General features: G+C 53.5%; 27 protein-coding genes and 1 tRNA gene. 13 read left to right on the top strand and 15 right to left on the bottom strand.

Annotated features, from left to right (window positions below; all coding sequences use genetic code 11):
• The first annotated feature begins 1 nt into the window (after window position 1).
• The 9 genes from KE671_RS11575 to KE671_RS11535 all read left to right on the top strand — a co-directional run bounded on the left by KE671_RS11575 (window position 2) and on the right by KE671_RS11535 (window position 6,182).
• Window positions 2-1,231 carry a phage portal protein gene (locus KE671_RS11575; RefSeq protein WP_206163080.1) on the top strand — a complete coding sequence of 410 codons (1,230 nt, stop codon included), beginning with the start codon at window positions 2-4 and terminating at the stop codon, window positions 1,229-1,231.
• Window positions 1,228-1,566: a phage head closure protein gene (locus tag KE671_RS11570; RefSeq protein ID WP_206163079.1), complete on the top strand. Its 339-nt coding sequence runs from the start codon at window positions 1,228-1,230 to the stop codon at window positions 1,564-1,566. Before KE671_RS11575 ends, KE671_RS11570 begins: the two co-directional genes overlap by 4 nt.
• Window positions 1,559-1,849 carry a head-tail connector protein gene (locus KE671_RS11565; protein WP_001650759.1) on the top strand — a complete coding sequence of 97 codons (291 nt, stop codon included), beginning with the start codon at window positions 1,559-1,561 and terminating at the stop codon, window positions 1,847-1,849. The genes KE671_RS11570 and KE671_RS11565 overlap by 8 nt, the downstream gene beginning before the upstream one ends.
• Complete coding sequence (locus tag KE671_RS11560) at window positions 1,850-2,293, top strand: HNH endonuclease signature motif containing protein (protein WP_206163078.1); 444 nt, start codon at window positions 1,850-1,852, stop codon at window positions 2,291-2,293.
• 140 nt (window positions 2,294-2,433) lie between these two features.
• Complete coding sequence (locus KE671_RS11555) at window positions 2,434-2,790, top strand: phage terminase small subunit P27 family (RefSeq protein WP_206163077.1); 357 nt, start codon at window positions 2,434-2,436, stop codon at window positions 2,788-2,790.
• A complete protein-coding gene (locus KE671_RS11550) occupies window positions 2,774-4,435 on the top strand; it encodes a terminase large subunit (protein WP_206163076.1) in 1,662 nt (553 codons plus the stop codon). Before KE671_RS11555 ends, KE671_RS11550 begins: the two co-directional genes overlap by 17 nt.
• 223 nt (window positions 4,436-4,658) lie before the next feature.
• Window positions 4,659-5,147, top strand: coding sequence for a hypothetical protein (locus tag KE671_RS11545; protein WP_206163075.1), 489 nt, complete (start codon window positions 4,659-4,661; stop codon window positions 5,145-5,147).
• Between the two features lies 1 nt (window position 5,148).
• On the top strand, window positions 5,149-5,694 hold the full coding sequence (locus tag KE671_RS11540) for a helix-turn-helix domain-containing protein (protein WP_206163074.1): 546 nt from the start codon (window positions 5,149-5,151) through the stop codon (window positions 5,692-5,694).
• An 11-nt stretch (window positions 5,695-5,705) separates the two neighbouring features.
• Window positions 5,706-6,182 (top strand): hypothetical protein, encoded by a 477-nt coding sequence (locus tag KE671_RS11535; protein ID WP_206163073.1) that lies wholly within the window; start codon window positions 5,706-5,708, stop codon window positions 6,180-6,182.
• 132 nt (window positions 6,183-6,314) lie between these two features.
• Here KE671_RS11535 and KE671_RS11530 read toward each other — a convergent pair.
• Window positions 6,315-6,390: transfer RNA gene (locus KE671_RS11530), tRNA-Ile, on the bottom strand.
• A gap of 125 nt (window positions 6,391-6,515) precedes the next feature.
• Between KE671_RS11530 and mug the strand changes: the two genes are divergently transcribed.
• Window positions 6,516-7,022 carry a G/U mismatch-specific DNA glycosylase gene (mug, locus tag KE671_RS11525; RefSeq protein ID WP_206163072.1) on the top strand — a complete coding sequence of 169 codons (507 nt, stop codon included), beginning with the start codon at window positions 6,516-6,518 and terminating at the stop codon, window positions 7,020-7,022.
• A 46-nt stretch (window positions 7,023-7,068) separates the two neighbouring features.
• On the opposite strand, the gene rpoD is transcribed toward mug, so the two are convergent.
• The 3 genes from rpoD to rpsU all read right to left on the bottom strand — a co-directional run bounded on the left by rpoD (window position 7,069) and on the right by rpsU (window position 11,352).
• Window positions 7,069-8,916, bottom strand: coding sequence for an RNA polymerase sigma factor RpoD (gene rpoD / locus KE671_RS11520; protein ID WP_206163071.1), 1,848 nt, complete (start codon window positions 8,914-8,916; stop codon window positions 7,069-7,071).
• Between the two features lie 233 nt (window positions 8,917-9,149).
• Window positions 9,150-10,895: a DNA primase gene (gene dnaG / locus KE671_RS11515; protein WP_206163070.1), complete on the bottom strand. Its 1,746-nt coding sequence runs from the start codon at window positions 10,893-10,895 to the stop codon at window positions 9,150-9,152.
• A 241-nt stretch (window positions 10,896-11,136) separates the two neighbouring features.
• On the bottom strand, window positions 11,137-11,352 hold the full coding sequence (gene rpsU, locus KE671_RS11510) for a 30S ribosomal protein S21 (protein WP_001144069.1): 216 nt from the start codon (window positions 11,350-11,352) through the stop codon (window positions 11,137-11,139).
• Between the two features lie 227 nt (window positions 11,353-11,579).
• Between rpsU and tsaD the strand changes: the two genes are divergently transcribed.
• Window positions 11,580-12,593 (top strand): tRNA (adenosine(37)-N6)-threonylcarbamoyltransferase complex transferase subunit TsaD, encoded by a 1,014-nt coding sequence (gene tsaD / locus KE671_RS11505; protein ID WP_206163069.1) that lies wholly within the window; start codon window positions 11,580-11,582, stop codon window positions 12,591-12,593.
• Window positions 12,594-12,716: 123 nt separating this feature from the next.
• Here the strand turns inward: tsaD and ureG are convergent, their stop codons facing one another.
• The 10 genes from ureG to ttdA all read right to left on the bottom strand — a co-directional run bounded on the left by ureG (window position 12,717) and on the right by ttdA (window position 20,798).
• Window positions 12,717-13,334: an urease accessory protein UreG gene (ureG, locus tag KE671_RS11500; RefSeq protein WP_206163068.1), complete on the bottom strand. Its 618-nt coding sequence runs from the start codon at window positions 13,332-13,334 to the stop codon at window positions 12,717-12,719.
• Window positions 13,335-13,343: 9 nt separating this feature from the next.
• Entirely contained in the window at window positions 13,344-14,018 is a 675-nt protein-coding gene (locus KE671_RS11495) for an urease accessory protein UreF (protein ID WP_206163067.1), read from the bottom strand.
• Window positions 14,018-14,476, bottom strand: coding sequence for an urease accessory protein UreE (gene ureE, locus KE671_RS11490; RefSeq protein ID WP_206163066.1), 459 nt, complete (start codon window positions 14,474-14,476; stop codon window positions 14,018-14,020). The genes KE671_RS11495 and ureE overlap by 1 nt, the downstream gene beginning before the upstream one ends.
• 9 nt (window positions 14,477-14,485) lie before the next feature.
• On the bottom strand, window positions 14,486-16,189 hold the full coding sequence (gene ureC / locus KE671_RS11485) for an urease subunit alpha (protein ID WP_206163065.1): 1,704 nt from the start codon (window positions 16,187-16,189) through the stop codon (window positions 14,486-14,488).
• A complete protein-coding gene (locus tag KE671_RS11480; protein ID WP_206163064.1) occupies window positions 16,182-16,502 on the bottom strand; it encodes an urease subunit beta in 321 nt (106 codons plus the stop codon). The genes ureC and KE671_RS11480 overlap by 8 nt, the downstream gene beginning before the upstream one ends.
• 9 nt (window positions 16,503-16,511) lie before the next feature.
• Window positions 16,512-16,814, bottom strand: coding sequence for an urease subunit gamma (locus KE671_RS11475; RefSeq protein ID WP_061076260.1), 303 nt, complete (start codon window positions 16,812-16,814; stop codon window positions 16,512-16,514).
• Between the two features lie 10 nt (window positions 16,815-16,824).
• On the bottom strand, window positions 16,825-17,649 hold the full coding sequence (locus KE671_RS11470) for an urease accessory protein UreD (RefSeq protein WP_206163241.1): 825 nt from the start codon (window positions 17,647-17,649) through the stop codon (window positions 16,825-16,827).
• 123 nt (window positions 17,650-17,772) lie between these two features.
• Window positions 17,773-19,236, bottom strand: a complete 1,464-nt coding sequence (locus KE671_RS11465; protein ID WP_206163063.1) for an anion permease — start codon at window positions 19,234-19,236, stop codon at window positions 17,773-17,775.
• A 48-nt stretch (window positions 19,237-19,284) separates the two neighbouring features.
• Window positions 19,285-19,890, bottom strand: a complete 606-nt coding sequence (gene ttdB, locus KE671_RS11460) for a L(+)-tartrate dehydratase subunit beta (RefSeq protein WP_206163062.1) — start codon at window positions 19,888-19,890, stop codon at window positions 19,285-19,287.
• The gene (gene ttdA, locus KE671_RS11455) at window positions 19,887-20,798 is read right to left on the bottom strand and encodes a L(+)-tartrate dehydratase subunit alpha (RefSeq protein ID WP_206163061.1); all 912 of its coding nucleotides are present in this window, start codon (window positions 20,796-20,798) and stop codon (window positions 19,887-19,889) included. The genes ttdB and ttdA overlap by 4 nt, the downstream gene beginning before the upstream one ends.
• A 210-nt stretch (window positions 20,799-21,008) precedes the next feature.
• Between ttdA and ttdR the strand changes: the two genes are divergently transcribed.
• Window positions 21,009-21,941: an L-tartrate utilization transcriptional activator TtdR gene (gene ttdR, locus KE671_RS11450; protein ID WP_206163240.1), complete on the top strand. Its 933-nt coding sequence runs from the start codon at window positions 21,009-21,011 to the stop codon at window positions 21,939-21,941.
• A 32-nt stretch (window positions 21,942-21,973) separates the two neighbouring features.
• On the opposite strand, the gene plsY is transcribed toward ttdR, so the two are convergent.
• Window positions 21,974-22,591, bottom strand: coding sequence for a glycerol-3-phosphate 1-O-acyltransferase PlsY (plsY, locus tag KE671_RS11445; RefSeq protein ID WP_206163060.1), 618 nt, complete (start codon window positions 22,589-22,591; stop codon window positions 21,974-21,976).
• Window positions 22,592-22,697: 106 nt separating this feature from the next.
• On the opposite strand from plsY, the gene folB reads away from it, so the two are divergent.
• Window positions 22,698-23,063 carry a bifunctional dihydroneopterin aldolase/7,8-dihydroneopterin epimerase gene (gene folB, locus KE671_RS11440; protein WP_206163059.1) on the top strand — a complete coding sequence of 122 codons (366 nt, stop codon included), beginning with the start codon at window positions 22,698-22,700 and terminating at the stop codon, window positions 23,061-23,063.
• The last annotated feature ends 10 nt before the right edge of the window (window positions 23,064-23,073 follow it).

Genomic DNA, 23,073 nt, shown 5'->3' with positions numbered 1-23,073 from the left:
TATGTGGACTCTCTGGCCTTTCAGCCGTAAGGCAGAACAACGCAGCATGGCCATCGATGAATGGCTGGCGATGGCGGGTATACCTAATACCGGATCCGGTGAATATGTATCTGCGGGGACGGCGGAATCTCTGCCGGCTGTCATGAACGCCGTATCGGTCATCAGTGAAGCAGTGGCAACCATGCCCTGTTATCTCTACCGGGTTACGAATGATAAAGGGCGTGAGGCGCGGGAGTGGCTGAGTAATCACCCGGTTGATTATCTGCTGAATGAGCAGCCGAACGACTGTCAGACACCGTACCAGTTTAAACGCACGATGATGCGGCACTGTCTGCTGAACGGTAACGCTTATGCAGTGATCCGCTGGGGCCGTGACGGACAGCCTGGATCATTGCATCCATATGCACCGGGGGCCGTAGTACCGGAGCGTCTGTCCGGACACCGTTACAAATACACTATTACTGAACCCTTTAGCGGAATCACCCGTACTTATCTTCAGGAAGAGATTCTGCATCTGCGTTATGCCACGGACGATGGTTTTCTGGGGCGCTCACCGATAACCATCTGCCGGGAAGCGCTGGGCCTTGGACTGGCCCAGCAGCGCCACGGCGCTAACATCATGAAAGAGGGCATGATGGCGGCGGGCATTGTCAAAGCAAAAGACTGGCTTGACGGCGTGAACGGTAAAAAAGCCCTGGATGCACTGGAGCGGTACAAGGGTGCACGAAATGCCGGGAAAACGCCCATTCTTGAAGGAGGAATGGATTACGAAAAATTGGGCATGAGTAATCAGGATGCTGAATGGTTGGCTTCCCGGCGTTTTTCCATTGAAGACATTGCCCGTATGTTTAATGTTTCTCCGATCTTTCTTCAGGAATACAGCAACAGTACCTACAGCAACTTCAGCGAAGCGAGCCGCGCATTTCTCACAATGACCATGCGTCCCTGGCTGGCGAATTTCGAACAACAAATCAAATCCGCTTTGCTGGTGGCCCGTCCTGTATCCGGTACCCGTTACCAGGTTGAGTTCGATTCTGCTGACCTTCTCCGCGCTACACCAACCGAACGCTACGCCACTTACGAACGCGGTATTAAAAACGGAATTATGAATCCGAATGAAGCCCGCGAACGTGAGGGGATGCCACCGCGTGAAGGTGGGGACGAATTCAGCCAGGCATGGAAGCAGCAGATCGAAGTAAATAACAATAAAAGTAAGGAGGGTAGCGAATGAGAGCCGGAGGATTAAAACATCGTATAACGCTGCAGCGCTATGAGCAAAGTCAGGGGCCATTGGGGGAACCGATAAAACGCTGGGTGGACTACGCCACGATCTGGGCTGAGGTAAAAGGTATCTCTGGCCGGGAGCTTCTGGCTACCGATTCGTTGTCCTCTGAGGCCACAGTCAGAATATGGATACGCTATCGCAGTGATGTTAAGCAGGGACACAGGGTGAAATATCTGTCACCCGCAGTCAGTGGTGATATTTACGGTATAGAGGCGGCCCTCCCGGATAACAACCGCACAAGTCTTGAACTCCTTTGTAAAGGAGGCGTGGCCAATGGCTGAATTAATAACTCTGGAAGAAGTAAAACTGCATTGCCGCATCGACGGGGATGATGAGAACGCCCTGATAAACGGGTATATCGTCGCCGCGCTGGAGATTTGCCAGAAACATATCGGCAGGCGTTTTGATGACGGTCTCGAGTTTAATCCTGCGCTGAAGGTCGGATGTCTGCTACTGGTCGGTCACTGGTATGAGCACCGGGAGATAGCGGCAGAAAAAACGTCCGAGCTTCCCTTTAGCACTTCGTCATTGTGGAACTACTACCGGGAACCTGGAGTGTATTAAATGCCATGGCAACCTTTACGACGCTGTACAGAGCCCGGATGTAATAAACGGGTAAAGTCCGGCAAATGTGATGAACACAAACGGAATGCACAACGGCAGAGTGATAGCCGACGAGGCACACGCACAGAACGCGGTTACTCCAACCGATGGGGAGAATACCGGCTCCTCTTTCTGAAGACTAATCCGCTGTGCGCCCACTGCCATAGTGCTGGCGTCTATAAGCAGGCAACTATCGTCGATCACATCATACCTATTGAGGGCGAAGGTGATGTGTTGTTCTGGCCAGCCAGTAACCACCAGCCGTTATGTGCTGCCTGTCATGGTCGCAAGACAGCCGCGACGGACCCGCTAACTAAGCATCAGCGTAAAGCCGGGTTGTTCCGGGAACAGGAAGAAGCAGCGCAGCGCCGCAATGACTGGGTCTATGAGGTTACTCATGAGTGAACAGGAACACATGAGTCAGCGTGAACGGGGTGGGGGAGGTTTCAAAGACAACCCCCTCCCGGCGAGGAACCACCCGCTCCCTCAAATTTTTATGCACAGTGATTTTTTTGAAAATAAAACGACAAGGAAAATAGTGATTTATGCCAAGACCACCGAAACCGCCCGCTTACCTTGATGAAATCGCGGCGCAGCAGTGGAAAGCAAAGGCGAAGCAACTGGCGGAACGTGGTGATCTGACGCCTGCCGACTGGAACAACCTTGAGCTTTATTGCGTCAACTATTCGATGTACCGCAAAGCCGTGGAAGACCTTGCCACACGGGGATTCAGCATTGTGAACAGCCAGGGCGGTGAGAGCCGGAACCCGGCACTGAGCGCAAAGGCTGATGCCGAAAAAATTCTCATAAAAATGTCGTCGTTGCTGGGCTTTGATCCGGTGAGCCGTCGCCGTAACCCGCCTGAATCTGAAGAGGAAGACGAACTTGACCGTATGGAATGATTACGCCAGCGCTATTAAATCTGGCGAAATTCCGGCCTGTAAGCGGGTAAAACAGGCCGTCGAAAGGTACTTTTCAGACCTGAATGATCTCCGTTATGAGTTTGATACGGCGACAGTAGAGCGGTTTATCGCGTTTTCGCGACTTTGCCCTCACGTCAAAGGTCCGTTGCGCGGCCAGCCAATCGCGTTGGAACCGTGGCAGCAGTTCGCCTTCGCTAATCTGCTGGGCTTTAAGGTCAGGGAGACAGGTCGCAGAAAGTACAGCAGCGCCTTTATCGAAGTGCCGCGCAAGAATGCCAAATCCACTGTGGCCGCCATGCTGGCTAACTGGTTCCTGGTAATGGAAAAAGGCCAGCAGGATATTTACACGGCGGCGGTGAGCCGGGATCAGGCCCGTATTGTGTTCGACGATGCCCGCCAGATGTGCCTGCTGTCAAAACCGCTGAAAAAGCGCGTCAATATTCAGGCGCACAAGATCATTTTCCCGAAGAGCAACAGCCTGTTAAAACCGCTGGCGGCAAAAGCGGCCACTATCGAAGGGACTAACCCAAGCCTGGCGATTGTCGATGAGTACCACCTTCACCCTGATAACGGAGTTTATTCCGCGCTTGAGCTGGGTATGGGCGCACGTCCTGAGGCGATTTTGTTCGCCATCACTACTGCCGGGAGTAACGTCGTTTCCGCCTGTAAACAGCATTACGATTACTGCTGTCAGATTCTGGCAGGGGAAGAGAGCAACGATTCGCTGTTTGTCCTGATCTACGAGTTGGACGACGAAAGCGAGGTTGAACAGCCGGAAATGTGGATCAAGGCGAACCCCAACCTGCATGTGTCCGTTGACGCCGCGAAACTGGAATCCACCATCCAGAAAGCGCGGGGCATACCGTCGCAGTGGGTGGAAATGCTGACTAAACGTTTCAATATCTGGTGTCAGGGATCCACGCCGTGGATGGGGGCCGGGGCATGGGATGCCTGTGCACTTGATTATTCTGAAGAAGACCTGGCCGGAATGGAGTGTTACGCCGGGTTTGATCTGTCCTCAACCAGCGATATCACCAGTATAAGTTACGCTTTCCCGTTCGACAGGGAGATCCGACTTCTTACCCGTCATTATCTGCCGGAAGCGCAGCTGCTTAACGTTGCTAACAAAAACCGCGCCATCTACCGCCAGTGGGTGAACGCGGGCTGGATTCGCACCACGCCCGGCGACTGTATCGACTATGACCGCATCCGTGATGATATCCTGCGCGACGCTGAAAAATTCAGTATCCGGCTGGTGGGCTTCGATACGTGGAACGCGACGCATCTGCGTACACAGCTACAGGGAGCGGGCATCGATGTGGAGCCGTTCCAGCAAACCTATCTGCGGTTCAGCCCGGTTGCTAAATCCTTTGAGGTGTTCGTTAACCGTAAAGTAGTGCGCCATCGTGGCGATCCGGTTCTGTCCTGGGCTATTGGTAACGTGGTGATGGAGTCCGACGCTAACGCCAACATAAAGCCCAACAAAAAGAAATCCGGTAACAAGATAGATCCTGCGGTTGCAGCGTTGATGGCTTTCGGTACCTTCCAGGCAGAGCATGGAGATTTTGTTTTCAACATGAGTGCTGACTATCAAAAGCTTCTATCCGAGTTCGATGGAATATAAAACTCATGTTTTACATATAGTTATCTTTATTTAGGTTATATCGCATTATTTTTGCTTCAAAGTGAGTAACTTTCTTATTAAAGTTGTTTCATTAATAAACTCTTACACACTTTGTACGATTTGGTTTTGTTCTGGCAGTGGCAACTAGGCTTAAGACCTTTACTAAAAACCGCCCGTGCTATTGACAAAAAACGTGCTCAGTCTTAACTTTTAAGTTAACATAATGGCCCATTATTTGAAGATCAATCACGCAGCTCTGCAGCGTCCTGAACCAGATCCTCATCAAGTCACTAGTGCAAGTACGTTGTATGCTAGGTGTGATGAGGAGAATAGCGATACATGCTTTTTGCTACAGCAAATTGCTGAAATGGAGATCCGGGATCAGAAAGATGCATTGAGTGCACTGGTAAAAATGATTCAGGTAGCATCCTCAGGAAAACCATTTAAGAATTATTACGATGCAAAACAATGCCATGACTGCCATACCTTCACTCATGATGGCAAAGAACATACTATCTGGAGAGTATGGAAGGGAAAGGCAGTTCGCATAACTTTCTATTACGGAGAAGATCGAGTCGTCCTCTTAACCTCAGCTTTTGTAAAAAGAGAAGATAAGCTAACAAAAAAACAAAAGCTCGACTTAGAGGCTGAAGTAAAAAGTTACCTTAATGATATTAAAAACAAACAGTTAGAACTATTTGAGATTGAATAATATGAAAACGTCCGAAGCGAAAAGCGTAAAAAAACCGATTGACTTTTCTGCTGTATGGGACTCATCAGATGTGGATTTTCGTTTTGAAATCAAGGCGCAAGAACTGGCTGTAGATCTTGTCAATGCCCTGATTCACTCTGGAAAAACGCAAGCTGAACTGGCTGAGAAGTTGGATTGGAAACCTAGCCGTGTGAGTAAGCTGCTCAACGGTTCTTCCAACATCACAATCAAAACCCTTTTTGTGCTCTTGGATGCCCTTGATTTGGATTTCGATGTTGTATTTAGAAAACCTAATCAAGAAAAACCGCTACAACCGTGGCAAAAAAGTTCTTATGTAGAATATTCTTCTAAAATTATCAGGAATATTAATGAGTTACATGAGAGGGCGTGTACGAATTTGAGTAAGAGTGAAGTGATTTTACAGACGGCTGTGTCTTTGAATAGGAAAGCATGGTCTGATTTCATTGGCACTAAGCAACAAGTTACTAAGACTGAGAAGCCTCGTGCCAGTAAAGAAGTTGAATACTACTATATGTTGGCTAGCTAATCATGGAAGGTATGAAATCACCAATTGCTATTAAACATTATCACTTTACTGAAATTTCTGTTAAAGCTAGAAATGTTGAGTACGACGATATTGTAGTTGAAGGACCTTATCCTTCTTTCGAAAATGTTAATATTAATACTGTTGTAACGTTGGCAGAGGCGCAAGAAGGAGATAGTTTTCTTCTCACCATGGAAGTGGGATGTGCACCAGAGGATGCTTCAACGTTTCCTTATGCGTTTAGATTTATAGTTGAAGGTATTTTTGAATCTGATTTTTCTGATGTTGAGGAAGAGAAGCAGAAGCTGATTGTATGTAATGGTGCATCTATGCTTTATGGTTGTGTTAGAGAACAGTTGATTTCTCTTACCTCCCGCCAGAAGTATGGCCCCTTACTGTTGCCTGCCACTTCCTTCCAGGGATTAAGAAAATCTGATAAGGCGAAGCCCCCTGCAAAAAAAAGCAGGAGTAAAGTAAAAAAAGCCACGTAAGTGGCTTTTTTTATCTTCTAAGTACGAGGGAATAGGAACTGGTAGTAATAACTGCTAATACTTTTTTTGGGTATCCTATTGGTATCCTAGAAAAGACTACGGGCCTACATTTTTACGTAAGCCCTTGATATTTGGTGGCCCCTGCTGGACTTGAACCAGCGACCAAGCGATTATGAGTCGCCTGCTCTAACCACTGAGCTAAGGGGCCGTGGCGGTGAATTATAAAGTAACTCCCGCGCGCAATCCAGCCATAACCGTACGTATGCTGTTTTATTAAACAACGTATTTTCAATCCGTTATACTTTTCTCATGACGTAGCGTTGTGAGGTATTCATGGTAAACGACATTTTAGCACCGGGGCTGCGGGTCGTGTTCTGCGGCATCAATCCGGGGCTCTCTTCTGCCGGAACGGGGTTTCCGTTTGCGCATCCGGCAAACCGTTTCTGGAAAGTAATCCATCAGGCCGGTTTTACCGATCGTCAGCTTAAACCGCAAGAGGCCGAGCACTTGCTGGATTTTCGCTGTGGCGTGACCAAACTGGTCGACAGACCGACGGTGCAGGCTAATGAAGTTTCGCGTAAAGAACTGCATGATGGTGGGCGTCAACTGATTGCCAAAATCGAAGATTATCAACCGCAGGCCCTGGCGATTCTGGGTAAGCAGGCGTTTGAACAAGGCTTCAGCCAGCGCGGCGTACAGTGGGGAAAGCAGAGCATAACGATTGGCGAAACCCAGGTGTGGGTATTGCCGAATACCAGCGGATTAAGTCGTATTACGCTGGATAAGCTGGTGGAAGCCTTCAGGGAACTGGATGAGGCGCTGATCGTGCGCGGGATGTAAAAAAAACGCCACCGGGAAGGTGGCGTTTGCTGTTTATGCGACGAGATTAATCATCCAGGAAGCTACGCAGTACTTCAGAACGGCTAGGGTGACGCAGTTTACGCAGCGCCTTCGCTTCGATCTGACGGATACGTTCACGGGTAACGTCGAACTGTTTACCCACTTCTTCCAGCGTGTGGTCGGTATTCATATCAATACCGAAACGCATCCGCAGGACTTTTGCTTCACGCGCGGTCAAACCGGCCAGCACGTCGTGCGTTGCCGCACGCAGGCTTTCGGTGGTCGCAGAATCCAGCGGCAGCTCGAGGGTGGTATCCTCAATGAAATCACCCAGATGCGAATCTTCATCGTCACCGATCGGGGTTTCCATGGAGATCGGCTCTTTGGCGATCTTCAGCACTTTACGGATCTTGTCTTCCGGCATCAGCATGCGTTCAGCCAGCTCTTCCGGCGTCGGTTCACGACCCATCTCTTGCAGCATCTGGCGGGAGATACGGTTGAGTTTGTTGATCGTCTCAATCATATGCACCGGAATACGAATAGTGCGCGCCTGATCCGCGATAGAGCGGGTGATCGCCTGGCGGATCCACCAGGTTGCGTAGGTGGAGAACTTGTAACCGCGACGGTATTCGAACTTATCGACCGCTTTCATCAGACCGATGTTGCCTTCCTGAATCAGATCCAGGAACTGCAGACCACGGTTGGTGTATTTCTTGGCGATAGAAATAACCAGACGTAAGTTGGCTTCAACCATCTCTTTTTTCGCACGACGCGCTTTCGCTTCGCCGATGGACATACGACGGTTGATGTCTTTAACCTGCTCGATAGTCAGGCCGGTCTCTTCTTCAATCTGTTTCAGCTTTTGCAGACCGCGGTGAACATCATCGGCTACATCATGCAGCTTTTCAGACCACGGTTTGTTCATTGCGATAGCCGCGTTGAACCAGGTTTCGCTGGTTTCGTTGCCGGTGAACAGGGTGATGAAGTTCTTCTTCGGCATTTTGCACTGCTCAACGCAGAGCTTCATGATCAGACGTTCCTGGGTACGAACCCTGTCCATCATGACGCGCATGCTGTTCACCAGGTAGTCGAACTGCTTCGGCACCAGACGGAACTGCTTGAACACTTCAGACAGCTTCAGGATCTCAGCCTGAGCATCGGCGTGGCTACGACCTTTCGCTTTGATGGTGTCACGCGTGACTTCGTACTGCGTACGCAGTTCGCCAAACTTCTCGCGCGCCAGCTCAGGGTCGATGCTGTTGTCGTCATCGCTGCTGTCGTCGTCGCCATCTTCTTCGTCTTCGTCCTCGTCGTCATCCAGGTCTTCCTGAGACAGCTCAGAACCGACGTGAGTGGCGGTAGGCGCCATATCTTCTTCCGCGTTTGGATCGACAAAACCGGTGATCAGATCGGACAGACGGGCTTCTTCAGCTTCAACGCGATCGTACTGCTCAAGCAGATAGGTAATGGCTTCTGGATATTCGGCAACGGAGCACTGAACCTGGTTGATCCCGTCTTCGATGCGTTTCGCAATATCGATTTCGCCTTCGCGGGTCAACAGTTCAACGGTACCCATTTCACGCATATACATGCGAACCGGGTCAGTAGTACGACCGATTTCAGACTCTACGCTGGAGAGAACTTGCGCAGCCGCTTCTTCCGCGTCTTCGTCGGTACTGGTGGTGTTTTCAGCAAGCAGCAGATCATCGGCATCCGGTGCTTCTTCCATCACCTGAATACCCATGTCGTTGATCATTTGGATGATATCTTCAATCTGATCTGAATCGACGATATCTTCCGGCAGATGGTCATTGACCTCGGCATAGGTCAGATAGCCTTGCTCCTTACCACGGGTGACAAGAAGCTTCAGCTGTGACTGCGGGTTTTGCTCCATAAGACGGTATCCACACTTAATTCGTTTGATTAGCGTCAGCAAGCCGTTGCTGCCAACATTTAAAGCGAGGGCGTACTTATATTTGTGCCGCTGCCTCTCAGTGCGGCTGTCGGGGGCTTCCCGATCGCTATTCGGCACTTAAGCCGTTAAATACTTCATCCTTCAAGTTGTCTCTGCGCTAGCGGCGTTCTCTTGCTGCCTTGATACAACTCGAATGATTTTGTCTGTTTCAATTATTTCTTCGCCAGTTCCTGGTTCAGCGTCCAGAGCTCCCGGCGTTCTTCGCTGCTTAAACCATGTGTGCGCTCGCGGGCAATCAGCTCTTCCTGGCGCAGCTCAAGCATCGAATCAAACATATGGTTGAGTGAGTCGGTGAAGGTTTTTTCAGCAATATCCTTATCTGCTATATCGTCCCACATCGACAGTTTTTCAAGGGTGGCCGCATCATTTGTGCCACGATAGTGTTCTAAAAGCTGTCCGGTAGTTAGCCCTGGCTGGGACAAACAAGTGTTGACCAGTTCGGCGAATAAGCCAAGTCCGGGCAGTTTATTCTGGTCCAGACCGCTTAACGGCGGCACCAGCGGCGCCAGTTCCGGATTTTGCACCAACAGTCCTATCAGTATACGCATGGTCGTACGTTTTAGCTGCGGAGCGGGTCGGGAAGCACCACTTTCAGACAATTTAGGCATCAATCGTTCAAGCTGGCTGTCATCCAGAATGCCAAGCTTGTTGCCCAGTTCCTGTCGCAGATAAATGCGCAGCGTTTCACCCGGAACCTGCGTGATCAGCGGCAGCGCCAGCGTACTCAACTGCGCGCGCCCATCAGGGGTGCTCAGGTCCACCTGCGGCAGCAGGCTATTAAACAGAAACGCGGAGAGCGGCAGCGCTTGCTCCATCCGGGCTTCGAATGCCTCTTTCCCCTCTTTACGCACCAGCGTATCGGGGTCTTCGCCGTCAGGTAAAAACATAAAGCGTAGCTGACGACCATCGGTCATATAAGGTAAAGCCGTTTCCAGCGCACGCCAGGCGGCGTCTCGTCCTGCCCGGTCACCGTCATAACAGCAAATGACGTTGTTCGTGGCGCGGAACAGGAGCTGAATATGGTCGGCGGTGGTTGAAGTGCCCAGCGACGCCACAGCATAGTTAATGCCATACTGCGCCAGCGCCACCACATCCATATAGCCTTCCACCACTAACAGACGTTGCGGATCGGCGTTATCCTGCTGCGCTTCATAAAGGCCATACAGCTGGCGGCCCTTATGGAAAATATCGGTTTCCGGGGAGTTAAGGTACTTCGGCAGGGCATCACCCAGCACACGACCACCAAAACCTATCACCCGACCACGCTTGTCGCGGATGGGGAACATCACCCGTTCGCGGAAGCGATCGTAACTGCGTCCCTGATCGTTAGTGACCAACATGCCCGCATCTACCAGTGACTGACGATTTTCACTATTGCCGCCAAACCGTTTCAGGACGTTATCCCAACCGGGGGGCGCAAAGCCAATAGCAAAACGCGCGATCACTTCACTACTGAGTCCTCGCTTTTCCAGATACTGGCGCGCGGGGGTAGCGGCGGGTTGCATCAGAGATTGCTGATAAAACGTGTTCAGGCCATCCATCAGTTGATAAAGGCTTTGCCGTTGATGGCGCTCTATCTGGCTGGGGCCTGTGCCTGCTTCAAACGGGACTTCGAGGTTGTGCATGGCCGCCAGTTCTTCGACGGTTTCCACGAACTCGAGCTTGTCGTAGTTCATCAGGAAGTCGATAACGTTGCCGTGCGCGCCGCATCCGAAGCAGTGATAAAACTGTTTTTCACCGTTTACGGTGAAAGAAGGGGTTTTTTCGTTATGGAACGGACAGCACGCGTGATAATTCTTGCCCTGCTTTTTCAGCTTTACCCGCGCGTCAATGAGATCGACGATGTCGGTTCGTGCCAGCAGGTCATTGATAAATACGCGTGGGATTCGTCCAGCCATATGCCCCGTTTATTTTTTATGACTCATATACACAAAATCATTCAGGATGCATCAAGGCGGCAAGAGAGCGAATCCTCAGGAGCGTACATCAGTACGTGACTGGGGTGAACGAACACAGCCAACGCAGAGGCAGCTTGAATGATGACGTATATAAACGAAAATAAGCCGCGCATTCCTTCCGGAAGCACGGCCTTACAACTACAACTCGGTCTGAATCGAGAGCCTCAGCCCCCGACAGAGATTAGTACAGACGAGTGCGGCGTGCGTTTTCGCGAGCCAGTTTCTTCGCGTGACGTTTCACAGCAGAAGCTTTAGCGCGTTTACGTTCGGTAGTCGGTTTTTCATAGAACTCACGACGACGAACTTCCGCCAGAACGCCTGCTTTCTCGCAGGAACGCTTGAAGCGACGCAGTGCTACGTCGAACGGCTCGTTTTCACGTACTTTAATTACCGGCATGTAACTCTCACCTTTAATAAATTCGGTTTGCCGCTGGCATCAGCGCCAGCTTATTTCAAAATGGTGCGGAATTTTACTGCAATTGCTGCTGCTTTGTAAAGCACCGATGCGATTTTGAAAGGGACTTTTATAAGGGGGGAGAGTATACACGAAATCGGGAGTGAGGGTATACATCTCCCCGCATTCGACCTACACTGCGCGGTAATAACGTGAGGTAGAAACAAGTCATGCGTGTACTGGGAATTGAAACATCCTGCGATGAAACCGGCATCGCCATTTACGACGACGAACAAGGTCTGTTAGCCAACCAATTGTATAGTCAGGTGAAATTACATGCTGACTATGGCGGGGTCGTGCCAGAACTGGCCTCCCGCGATCATGTCCGCAAAACGGTGCCGCTGATTCAGGCGGCGCTGAAAGAGGCGGGACTGAGTGCGAAAGAGATTGATGCAGTGGCGTATACCGCAGGACCGGGTCTGGTCGGCGCGCTGCTGGTCGGCGCAACCGTCGGTCGTTCTCTGGCGTTTGCCTGGAATGTACCCGCCATCCCCGTACACCATATGGAAGGGCATCTGCTGGCGCCAATGCTGGAAGATAACCCGCCGGAATTCCCCTTCGTGGCGCTGTTGGTGTCGGGAGGACATACCCAGCTTATTAGTGTGACGGGCATCGGACAGTATGAACTGCTGGGTGAGTCGATTGATGATGCCGCCGGTGAAGCGTTCGATAAAACCGCCAAGCTGCTGGGGCTTGACTATCCAGGTGGCCCGATGCTGTCGAAAATGGCGTCACAGGGCACCGCCGGGCGTTTTGTTTTCCCACGGCCCATGACCGATCGTCCAGGACTGGATTTCAGTTTCTCCGGGCTGAAAACCTTTGCGGCGAATACCATCCGCAATAACGGCGACGATGAGCAAACCCGTGCCGATATTGCACGGGCATTTGAAGACGCGGTGGTGGATACGCTGATGATCAAGTGTAAACGCGCGCTTGATCAGACCGGCTTTAAGCGTCTGGTGATGGCGGGCGGTGTCAGCGCCAACCGCACGCTTCGCGCGAAGCTGGCGGAGATGATGCAAAAACGCCGGGGCGAGGTGTTCTATGCTCGCCCGGAATTTTGCACCGATAACGGGGCGATGATTGCCTATGCCGGTATGGTGCGCTTTAAAGCGGGCGCCATGGCGGATCTCGGCGTGACCGTGCGTCCACGCTGGCCGCTGGCGGAACTGCCCGCGGCTTAAGTGCTGTTTGTCCTGCCCGGTGGCGCTACGCTTACCGGGCTTACGAATCTATTCTCTGCGTTTACCGCGTCGACAAGACCGTAGGCCGGGTCAGGCGAAGCCGCCACCCGGCAATACACCGTACTACACCCGCAACATGCCTCTGTCTTCCAGAAACGCAATAATCGTCGCCAGACCGTCACCCGATTTCAAATTGGTAAACGTCCACGGGCGCTCGCCGCGCATGCGCAATGTGTCGCGCTCCATCACCTCAAGCGATGCGCCGACATAGGGAGCGAGATCGGTTTTGTTGATCACCAGGAAATCCGATTTGGTGATCCCAGGCCCGCCTTTGCGCGGGATCTTTTCCCCTTCGGCCACATCGATCACGTAGATCGTCAGATCCGCCAGTTCCGGGCTGAAGGTGGCGCTCAGGTTGTCGCCGCCGCTCTCGACAAAAATCAGATCCAGATTGCCGAATTTTTCGCTTAATGCTTCCACCGCTGCCAGATTCATCGAGGCGTCTTCGCGGATGGCGGTGTGCGGACAGCCGCCGGTTTCTACACCGACAATACGTTCCGGCGCCAGTGCACCTGCTTCAGTGAGAATCCGCTGATCTTCTTTGGTGTAGATGTCGTTGGTCACTACTGCCAGTTGATACGTGTCGCGCATGGCTTTGCATAGTGATTCAAGCAGGGCGGTTTTCCCGGAACCAACCGGGCCGCCTACGCCAACGCGCAGGGGATGTTTGTACTCACTCATTGTCTCTCCTCAGGAGCGAAATAAACGGCAATATTGGGTTTCATGACGGGCAGAGGCGATGGCGGCAAGCGGTGTCGCAGAACCGATATTTTCATCCGGGCATTCGAGTGCCTGTGCCATGCCCTGTGTGTAACGATCGCAAAGTGAAATAATCAGCCGTTGCGCGGCCTGTTGACCAAACGGTACCAGTTTGACTCCGGCCATCACGGCGCTCTCGATCCAACTGTAGCCGAGCGTCAACGCCAGGTCGTGCAGCGGAATGCGATACTGCACGCCGAGCCAGGCCATACCGCAGAGCTGACTGTCAGCAAAAAGCGTGCGCCATGACTGCGGGTACTCTGGCTGCCAGTCGATCACCAGTCGGGTGAACGCCACGCCACGGCTACGCTCTTCTTCCCGCAGTTCGCGGGTTTCCCGGCAGGCCAGCAGATACGCGGACCAGCGGCGTGCGGCCTCAATATCGTTCTGCTCGCAGGCGCGATACAGACGGGCGAACAGCGGCAGATCGACGGTAAAAAAATTATTTTCCATCTGTTGGGTTTGCCAGTGCGCGAACGTCTCCACGCTGTTCGACCAGCCGGTTTCGACCGCCCATTCCAGCCCCTGGGACCAGGTAAACGAACCCACCGGCAGGCTGCTGCTGGCGAGCTGCAACAGGCGTAACTGTTGTCGGGCGTCACGCATCAGTGCGCATGGCTGTGATGATGACCGTGCGATTCACTGGCATACGCTCCGGCCTCCGGTTCAAACGGCAGATGCGCAAACGTCACCTGCAAATCGAACTGGCGCAGCATCGTGTCCAGTACGTGATCGTGGTGATAGCGCAGTTCGTCCGGGAGAATTTGCAGCGGGACGTGACGATTACCGAGGTGATAGCAGGCTTTTGCGAGCAGGAAGAGATCGGCGCAGTGCACCACCGATACCGCTTCGCTGGCGGCGATAATTTCCACCACCTCAGCGCCGTCCTCAGTGCTCAGGCAATCACCGCCGCGCAACAGCAGACCGCGGGGCAGCATCAGCCCTGCCTCACGCCCGTCATTAAGTTGCACTTTCGCCCGGCTCTTCACGCGGATATCAATCGGTAATGTCAGCGTGGCGGTGACATACGCTGGGGGGTCAACGCGTTGGGTCAATAACAGCATCTCGGCTCCTCAAAATAAAAAGTAACGTTGCGCCATCGGCAGGACGTCAGCGGGTTCGCTGGTAATGAGTTCACCGTCAATGCGGACCTCATAGGTTTGGGCATCTACGGTGATATGGGGTTGCAGGCTGTTGTGGATCATGTCGGCTTTTTTCACCGTCCGGCAGCCTTTCACCACGGCGGTTTGGCTTTGCAAATTGAGCTGCTGTGCGACGTCGTTTTCCATTGCCGCTTGCGACAGAAAGGTTAGTCGTGAATGATGACGGGCCGCGCCGAGCGCGCCAAACATCATGCGGTAATGTACGGGCTGCGGCGTGGGGATGGAGGCGTTGATATCACCCATCGGCGCGCAGGCGATCATGCCGCCTTTCACGATCGTTGCAGGCTTCACGCCAAAAAAGGCCGGTGACCAGAGCACCAGGTCCGCCAGCTTTCCGGCTTCAATGGAACCCACTTCGTGCGCGATGCCGTGAGTCAGCGCCGGGTTAATGGTGTACTTGGCGATGTAGCGTTTCACGCGCAGATTGTCGTTATCCCCCGTCTCTTCCGCTAACGGACCGCGCTGGACTTTCATCCGGTGCGCCACCTGCCAGGTGCGCAGGATCACTTCCCCCACGCGCCCCATGGCCTGGGAATCCGATGAGGTTAGCGAAAACGCGCCAATATCATGCAACACGTCTTCGGCGGCGATAGTCTCCCGACGAATCCGCGATTCGGCAAACGCCACATCCTCGGCGATATCCGGGTCCAGATGGTGGCAGACCATCAGCATGTCGAGATGCTCATCAATGGTGTTGACGGTATAAGGCAGCGTCGGATTGGTGGAGGAGGGAAGAATATTGGCATGCGCGCAGGCGGTGATGATATCCGGCGCATGTCCGCCACCGGCTCCTTCGGTATGAAAGGTGTGGATGGTGCGATCGCCAATCGCCGCCAGCGTATCTTCGACAAAGCCCGACTCGTTTAACGTGTCGCTGTGCAGCGCCACCTGAATATCCATCTCATCGGCCACGGTCAGCGCGCAGTCGATCGCCGCAGGCGTCGCGCCCCAGTCTTCATGGATTTTCAGGCCGATGGCGCCGGCGGCAACCTGCTCGCGCAGCGCATCGGGATGGGAGCCATTGCCTTTGCCCAGCAGGCCGATATTGACGGGCAGCGTATCCGCCGCCTGTAGCATCCGGGCGATATACCACGGCCCCGGCGTGCAGGTGGTGGCGTTGGTGCCGGCAGCCGGTCCGGTACCGCCGCCAATCATTGTTGTCACGCCGGAGACCAGCGCCTCTTCCGCCTGCTGCGGGCAGATCCAGTGAATATGGGTATCCACGCCGCCTGCGGTCACGATCTTGCCTTCGCCGGCGATCGCTTCGGTGGCAACGCCGATCGGAATCGTCACGTCAGGCTGAATATCCGGATTTCCGGCCTTGCCGATGGCAAAAATCCTGCCGTCTTTAATGCCGATATCCGCTTTGACGATCCCCCAGTGATCGACGATTAGCGCATTGGTAATGACCAGATCCACGCATTCCTGAGACGGCATCTGTCCCTGGCCCATGCCATCACGGATCACCTTGCCACCGCCGAATTTCACCTCTTCTCCATAGGTGGTGAGATCGTTTTCTACTTCGATCCACAGATCCGTGTCCGCCAGACGCACTTTATCGCCAGTGGTCGGGCCGAACATGTCGGCGTAAGCCTGCCGGGAAATCTCAGCCATGTTTCACCTCCAGCGTCCCCATGACGTCGCCGCGAAAGCCAAAAATACGCTGTGCGCCCGCGACACGAACCAGTTCGACTTCCCGCTTTTGTCCCGGCTCAAAACGTACCGCTGTCCCCGCCGGAATATTCAGCCGAAAACCCAACGCAGATTCGCGGGCAAAACGAAGCGCCGGATTGACCTCGTAAAAGTGGTAGTGCGATCCCACCTGGATAGGGCGATCGCCATGGTTCTCCACCACGATCGTGCGCGTTTCACGACCTGCGTTGATCGGGATATTGCCTGCCGCGATCCGATATTCACCTGGAATCATGGTTGCTCCTTAGACGATCGGACTGTGGACGGTAACCAGCTTTGAACCGTCCGGAAAGGTCGCTTCTACCTGGATATCCGGGATCATCTCAGGAACGCCTTCCATCACCTGCTCACGGTTCAGAACATGGCGACCCTCTTCCATCAACGAGGCAACGCTTTTGCCGTCGCGCGCCCCTTCCATGATGAAGGCGCTGATGAGCGCCACCGATTCCGGGTAGTTTAGTTTCAGACCGCGGGCCAGCCGGCGTTCAGCGACCAGCGCGGCGGTAAAGAGCAACAGCTTGTCTTTTTCTCTGGGAGTCAGTTCCATAGGGAGTCTCTTAGGTTTGCCAGATGCGCGGTGGGTGCGGTGGCTTTTGGGTTAACAGCGGGCGCAAAAACTGCCAGATTTGGCGCATGACGCGCTGAACGATCAGGTTGTCGTCAGCCAGAAAACGAACCGTCAGCAGCGAGTCGACGAGTGTTGCCCCGGCATAATCACCGAGCGGAGCAAGGCGTTCCCGAGCACCGTCTAGCATCTGTTCCGTGGCCGGATAGCAGAGCAGGGTGCCGCACCACGGCTGGCTGGCAATGGCCGAGAGATCCCCATCCCTCAGCGTCAGGCGTTCAATGAGCAGCGGCTGCCCGTCGCGCCAGATCTCCAGACGGTTATGCAGCGTGCCGTGGCTGAACGTCTCTTGCATAACCGGTAGCCCGAGGCAGAGCAGATCCCAGCCCAGAAGACGGCTTTCAGTAGCAAGATGAAAAACGGAGCGCAGAGCGGCGTTAGCGCCAGGGAACAGGATCGTATCCTGCGGCAGCCATTCCAGCGTCGCATTTGGAGCCAGCGTGAACGTCTGATGCAGACGCGCCTGTGGGCCTGCGCTACGATAAAACTTACCCGCACCGGGCATGGTGATTAATACGTGACTGTTTTCGTCCAGCGTGACGGAAATTTGAAGCTCATCGCCGCCGACAATCCCGCCGGGAGGATGGAGCAAATAGAGGTGGCAAACATCGTCGTGCGGATAAAATGGCCGTTGAACCGTCAGGGGACCGACGTGGTGTGCGCGGGTGAGCACTGTTTTATGCGCGGTATGGCTAAACCGCAGATCGAGTTCGGCCTGCCAGCCCCGTGTTGGTGTCTTGTGCGCAACGGTATTCAGAGCGTTTCCCTTCTCAGCGTGAGGGTGTTTGCATGGCAAAAAGTATGCCTCAGCGCGGCGGGAAAACGGTCATATGAGACGCTTATGGAAAAAAGGGGCGACAGCCCTGCCGCCCCAACGGGGTTAAAGCAAAACGAGAGGCATCCAGATAAGCCCGGTCGCCAGCAGCAGCACCAGGAAAATCAGGCCGAAAATTGCCCCCAGCCGCCAGTAATCGACGGTCGGCAGATAACCGCTGCCATAGTAGATAGGGCTTGGACCGGTCGCATACGGGGTGAGAATGCTGCCCAGACCAATAGCCGCACCCACCATCAGGCAGAATACCGGTAAGGGAATTTCTGGCATTGCCAGCGCAGCAGCGATCATCATCGGTGCCAGCGCGGACGTATACGCCGTAGCGCTGGCAAAGAAGTAACGCAACAGCCAGAACACCACGATCAGCGCGATCATCACCATTACCGGTGGGTAGCCGCTCAACCCGCTGGCCAGAAGTTTGCCAAACCAGGTGATAAAGCCGGTGTTGTTCAGTCCGGTTGCGAGGGTAATAAGCGAGGCCAGCCAGAAGAAGACGTTCCACGCTGATTTATTACTGACGATGTCATCCCAGGAGATGATGCGCAGCACCAGCATCAAAGCGACGACGCTATAACCGACCATGGCGGCATCGATGTAATCCCCACCGAAGATCCACAGCACCAGGGCACCAACCATCAGCACCAGCATCTTTTTCTCACGCGAGCAGAGCGGACCCATCTCCTTTAGTTCCGACTCCGCCCAGCGCGGCACCTGATCGCCCGACTTCAGCACAGGCGGATACAGCACATAGGCGAGCCACGGTACCAGCAGAACCAGCAAAACGCTCAGCGGCAGCATGCCTAAGAACCAGTCGCCCCAGCTCAGCGCCGTATGGGACGCGGTCTTCATCAGGCCAATCAACAGCAGGTTCGGTGCCATTGCCGTCAGAAAAATGGCGCTGGTCACGCAGTCGGCGGTGATCCCCATCCACATAATATAAGAGCCAATGGAGCGTGCGCTGGGATCGTTGGGTTTTGAGTTATAAAGCGGCGGCAGGTTGCGGATTATCGGGTAGATGATCCCTGCGCCGCGCGCTGAGTTAGACGGTGTAACAGGGGCGAGGATTAGCTCAGAGAACATCACCGCGTAGCCAAGAAATAGCGTGCGGTGCCCCATTTTTTTCACCAGCATCAGCGCAATGCGTCGACCAAGGCCGGTTTTTTCATAGCCCGTGCCAAACATAAAAGCGGCGAAAATCAGCCAGATCACCGAGTTAGAAAAACCAGAAACCGCCCACGAGAGTGCTTTGGAGGTAAATTTAAATCCGTCCTGGGCGAGTTGTTCCGGGCTGAACAAAAGCCACGGCGAGAGAACCGCGATAATTGATATCCCAATCATCGCCACAACTGCGCCGGGCACAGGTTCAAGAATGAGTCCCACGATGACGCCGGTAAAGACCGCAAAGTAGAGCCAGGTGTGGCTCTCAAGACCGGTGGGGACGGGCAAAACAGCAATAATGGCGATGACCACCAGCGGAGCCAGATATCGCCACCAACCAGATAAAGGTGCCATTGTCGTATCCCTGCGAAAGAGGGAGAGGCACAGGCCTCTCCGGAAGGGTTATTTGATGTAATGCACGTGTTCGCAGATTTCGTCGACAATGGGACCACGACGTTCAGCGAACTGTTTTTTGTTTTCGGCGATCAGGTTGTTGCCGTGAGTGTCGATAGAGACAATCAGCGGACCGAACTCTTTCACCCGGCAAACCCACAGTGATTCCGGCATCCCGAGCTCTATCCAGTGTACCTCTTCGATCTCTTCCACCTGGGTGGCTGCCAGTACCGCACAGCCTGCCGGAAAGATCACGTGCAGCGCCTTGAATTTCTGGCAACCTTCTTCTGTTAGCGGTCCCATGCCGCCTTTCCCCACCACCAGTTTGACGCCCGTCTGCTCAATGAACTCTTTTTCAAAGGCTTCCATACGCATGCTGGTGGTCGGGCCGACGGAGACCATCTCCCATTTTTCACCGTTCTTACGCACGATCGGCCCGGCATGGAAAATCGCTTTGCCGTTGAGGTCGTAGGGGATCGGGCGCTTCAGTTCGATCAGGCGGCGGTGGCAGACGTCGCGGCAGGTCACCAGCGTACCGGTCAGGTAGATCACATCGCCAACACGGATGTCTTCCAGGTCTTCGGCTTTGATCGGGGTTGTGAGGATCTTTTTCATAACGCGCTCCGGGTGTGAGACAGGTTTTCGAAGGAGAGGTCAGAATGGACCAGCAGCGTACCGCGACGATGCGCCCAGCAGCCAGTGGAGACGGCGACGCCAATGGTCGAGGGGTGACGTGCGGCGGATTCGATATGCACGCCCATCACGGAACTGTTGCCCGTCAGCCCCTGCGGTCCAATGCCCAGCCGGTTCAGCCCTTCTTCCAGACGCAGCTCGAGCTCTGCCGCTTTGGGATTGGGATGGCGGGTGCCGATTGGGCGCAGTATCGCTTTGCGCGACAACACGGCAGCCGTTTCAACAGAGGTGGCAATCCCCACGCCGACCAGCACCGGCGGGCAGGCGTTGACGGCCAGCGTCGAGATGTTTTCAAAGACGAATTTCACGACGCCTTCGTAGCCTTCAGAAGGCATTAGCACTTTGGAGCGCCCCGGCAGCGTGCAGCCGCCACCGGCCATATAGACTTCAATTTCCGCATCTTCGCCGTCAGGGATGATGTCCCAGGTCACCCACGGTACGCCGCTACCGGTGTTTTTACCGGTATTGACTTCGTCAAAAATCTCTACCGCATTGTGGCGCAGCGGCGCTTTCACCGTGGCGTCTTCCACCGCTTGCTTGAGAATGCTTTGTAACTCACCCAACAGCGGGAAACGGGAACCGACCTTCACGAAGAACATGATCTCACCGGTGTCCTGACAGGCTGGACGGTTGAGATCGATTGCCTTCTGCATGTTGTCGAACATTGTGTGGTAGATGATTTGCCCCATCTTTGAGGTTTCGGCATCCCGTAGCTGTTTTAATTTGTCCACTACATCGTCGGGCATGCGGGTGGAAATCATGGCGGTAAAATTGGCGACTATTTCCGTCAGTGTATTAACCGCAATTTGATTATTTTGATTGCTCATCATGTCAACTCCAGTTCTTTTATTTGTCTGGAAATAAATACTCCGCTACAAACTACCATTGAATGTGTGGTTTTATATTATTTGCCCCTGTGTATATGCAATTAACAGTTCGTGAATGATGCTAAAGAAAGATGATGAAAATTGAGCAAGGGCAGAGATTAACCTGAGATTGCGAATTACACTTCCGGTATCAATTTCATGGATAACCCCAAAATGCTAAAAAACTGGCCCTTAGCCAAAGACCTTCAGGTGCTGGTGGAAATTGTCCATACGGGCAGTTTTAGCGCCGCAGCAAGCGCGCTCGGACAAACCCCGGCCTTTGTGACGAAGCGGATTCAGATCCTGGAAACCACGCTTGGCACTACGCTGCTTAACCGCTCGGCGCGCGGGGTGGCGTTGACGGAAAGCGGTCAGCGTTGTTACGAACAGGCGCAGGTGATCCTGACGCAATATCAGCATTTGATTGACGACGTGACGCAAATCAAAACGCGCCCGGAAGGGATGATTCGTATTGGCTGTAGCTTTGGATTTGGCCGCAGCCACATTGCGCCAGCGATTACCGAACTGATGCGCAATTATCCTGAGTTACAGGTCCATTTTGAACTCTTCGATCGGCAAATTGATTTGGTTCAGGATAATATCGATCTGGATATTCGTATTAACGATGAAATTCCGGATTATTATATTGCGCATTTGTTAACAAAGAATAAAAGAATATTGTGTGCTGCCCCTGAATACTTACAAAAATATCCTGAACCCAAAACCCTGCAGGAATTAAGTCACCATGATTGTCTGGTGACAAAAGAGCGTGACATGACTCACGGAATATGGGAACTGGGAAATGGCACGACGAAAAAATCGGTCAAAGTGAGCGGGCATCTCTCTTCCAACAGCGGTGAGGTCGTTCTGCAATGGGCGCTGGAAGGCAAGGGCATCATGTTGCGTTCAGAGTGGGATGTGCAACCGTTTCTGGCGAGCGGCAAACTGGTGCGAGTGTTGCCGGAGTATGCGCAGAGCGCCAACATCTGGGCGGTATATCAGGAGCCGCTGTATCGCAGCGTGAAGCTCAGAGTCTGCGTGGAGTTTCTGGCGGCATGGTGCCAGCAGCGATTAGGCAAGCCGGACGAAGGTTATCAGGTGCTGTAGGCCGGGCTGGACAATGCCATTTCCGGCCAACTTTACTCGGGATCTTTCTCGCGTCTCTTGCGCAATTTGCTCCAGATTTTCGTTTCCTGGCGGCGCCACAGACGCTGGATGTTGTCATGATGGCGCAGCAAAATCAGGCACGACAGCATGGAGACCGGGAAGGTGAACTGCGGTTTGAACCACCAGACATAGAACGGGGCAATCAGCGCGCTGACGATCGCTCCCAGCGATGAATAGCCGCTTAACAGAACGGTGAGCAACCAGGTGCCCGCCATTACGCCGGTGAGATCCCAGCCGATAGGCGCGATAGCGCCAAAGGCTGTCGCCACGCCTTTCCCGCCTTTGAAACCGAAGAAGACGGGCCAGATATGCCCCAGACAGGCGGCGATGGCGATAAGCCCCAGCCAGAACGGGCTAACGCCCAACGCATATGCGCCCCAGACGGGCAACATTCCTTTCAGGACGTCAAAAATCAGGACCGCTGCGGCTGCTCCCTTGCCACCGATTCGTAACACGTTGGTCGCGCCAGGGTTGCCGGAACCGCTGCTACGCGGGTCGGGCAAGCCAGCAATGCGGCAGACCAGAATGGCACTGGAAATGGAGCCGCAGAGGTACGCGAAGAGGATCATTCCAGGCGCGATTGCACTCATAAGCTGTTCCGTTTTGAAAAGGTCGTGTAAAACGCTACTTCTGTGGATAATACGCATATTTCGCCGGAAGTGGTATCCGGGTTAGCCAAAAAGCAGGCAGGTCGTGATGGATATTGTATTTATAGAGCAACTTTCGGTAATCACCACTATTGGTGTTTACGACTGGGAACAGACGATTGAACAGAAGCTGGTGTTCGATATCGAAATGGCATGGGATAACCGAAAATCAGCAAAAAGTGACGATGTCGCCGACTGCCTGAGCTACGCGGATATCGCCGGGGTGGTCGTTAACCACGTTGAAGGTGGGCGCTTTGCGCTGGTGGAGCGTGTTGCCGAAGAGGTGGCAGAACTGCTGCTTACGCGCTTTAATTCACCGTGGGTGCGCATCAAGCTCAGTAAGCCCGGCGCGGTGGCACGCGCGGCCAATGTGGGCGTAATCATTGAGCGTAGCAATAATCTGAAAGAAAAATAATTATCTTCAT

Source organism: Citrobacter amalonaticus (assembly GCF_018252635.1).
Lineage (GTDB): Bacteria > Pseudomonadota > Gammaproteobacteria > Enterobacterales > Enterobacteriaceae > Citrobacter_A > Citrobacter_A amalonaticus_E.
Note: the sequence above shows the minus strand (reverse complement) of the source record. Positions and strands in the feature narration are given on the sequence as shown.

Coding starts and splice junctions, on each gene's coding strand:
- ureE (WP_206163066.1), bottom strand. CDS start 14,476: ATGCTGTTATTGACCCAACGCGTTGACCCCCCAGCGTATGTCACCGCC.
- KE671_RS11545 (WP_206163075.1), top strand. CDS start 4,659: ATGGCCCATTATTTGAAGATCAATCACGCAGCTCTGCAGCGTCCTGAA.
- ttdR (WP_206163240.1), top strand. CDS start 21,009: ATGCTAAAAAACTGGCCCTTAGCCAAAGACCTTCAGGTGCTGGTGGAA.
- dnaG (WP_206163070.1), bottom strand. CDS start 10,895: ATGGCTGGACGAATCCCACGCGTATTTATCAATGACCTGCTGGCACGA.
- ureG (WP_206163068.1), bottom strand. CDS start 13,334: ATGAGTGAGTACAAACATCCCCTGCGCGTTGGCGTAGGCGGCCCGGTT.
- KE671_RS11570 (WP_206163079.1), top strand. CDS start 1,228: ATGAGAGCCGGAGGATTAAAACATCGTATAACGCTGCAGCGCTATGAG.
- rpsU (WP_001144069.1), bottom strand. CDS start 11,352: ATGCCGGTAATTAAAGTACGTGAAAACGAGCCGTTCGACGTAGCACTG.
- KE671_RS11465 (WP_206163063.1), bottom strand. CDS start 19,236: ATGGCACCTTTATCTGGTTGGTGGCGATATCTGGCTCCGCTGGTGGTC.
- KE671_RS11560 (WP_206163078.1), top strand. CDS start 1,850: ATGCCATGGCAACCTTTACGACGCTGTACAGAGCCCGGATGTAATAAA.
- ureC (WP_206163065.1), bottom strand. CDS start 16,189: ATGGCTGAGATTTCCCGGCAGGCTTACGCCGACATGTTCGGCCCGACC.
- tsaD (WP_206163069.1), top strand. CDS start 11,580: ATGCGTGTACTGGGAATTGAAACATCCTGCGATGAAACCGGCATCGCC.
- plsY (WP_206163060.1), bottom strand. CDS start 22,591: ATGAGTGCAATCGCGCCTGGAATGATCCTCTTCGCGTACCTCTGCGGC.
- KE671_RS11555 (WP_206163077.1), top strand. CDS start 2,434: ATGCCAAGACCACCGAAACCGCCCGCTTACCTTGATGAAATCGCGGCG.
- KE671_RS11575 (WP_206163080.1), top strand. CDS start 2: ATGTGGACTCTCTGGCCTTTCAGCCGTAAGGCAGAACAACGCAGCATG.
- KE671_RS11495 (WP_206163067.1), bottom strand. CDS start 14,018: ATGCGTGACGCCCGACAACAGTTACGCCTGTTGCAGCTCGCCAGCAGC.
- mug (WP_206163072.1), top strand. CDS start 6,516: ATGGTAAACGACATTTTAGCACCGGGGCTGCGGGTCGTGTTCTGCGGC.
- KE671_RS11480 (WP_206163064.1), bottom strand. CDS start 16,502: ATGATTCCAGGTGAATATCGGATCGCGGCAGGCAATATCCCGATCAAC.
- rpoD (WP_206163071.1), bottom strand. CDS start 8,916: ATGGAGCAAAACCCGCAGTCACAGCTGAAGCTTCTTGTCACCCGTGGT.
- KE671_RS11565 (WP_001650759.1), top strand. CDS start 1,559: ATGGCTGAATTAATAACTCTGGAAGAAGTAAAACTGCATTGCCGCATC.
- KE671_RS11475 (WP_061076260.1), bottom strand. CDS start 16,814: ATGGAACTGACTCCCAGAGAAAAAGACAAGCTGTTGCTCTTTACCGCC.
- KE671_RS11535 (WP_206163073.1), top strand. CDS start 5,706: ATGAAATCACCAATTGCTATTAAACATTATCACTTTACTGAAATTTCT.
- KE671_RS11540 (WP_206163074.1), top strand. CDS start 5,149: ATGAAAACGTCCGAAGCGAAAAGCGTAAAAAAACCGATTGACTTTTCT.
- ttdA (WP_206163061.1), bottom strand. CDS start 20,798: ATGATGAGCAATCAAAATAATCAAATTGCGGTTAATACACTGACGGAA.
- folB (WP_206163059.1), top strand. CDS start 22,698: ATGGATATTGTATTTATAGAGCAACTTTCGGTAATCACCACTATTGGT.
- ttdB (WP_206163062.1), bottom strand. CDS start 19,890: ATGAAAAAGATCCTCACAACCCCGATCAAAGCCGAAGACCTGGAAGAC.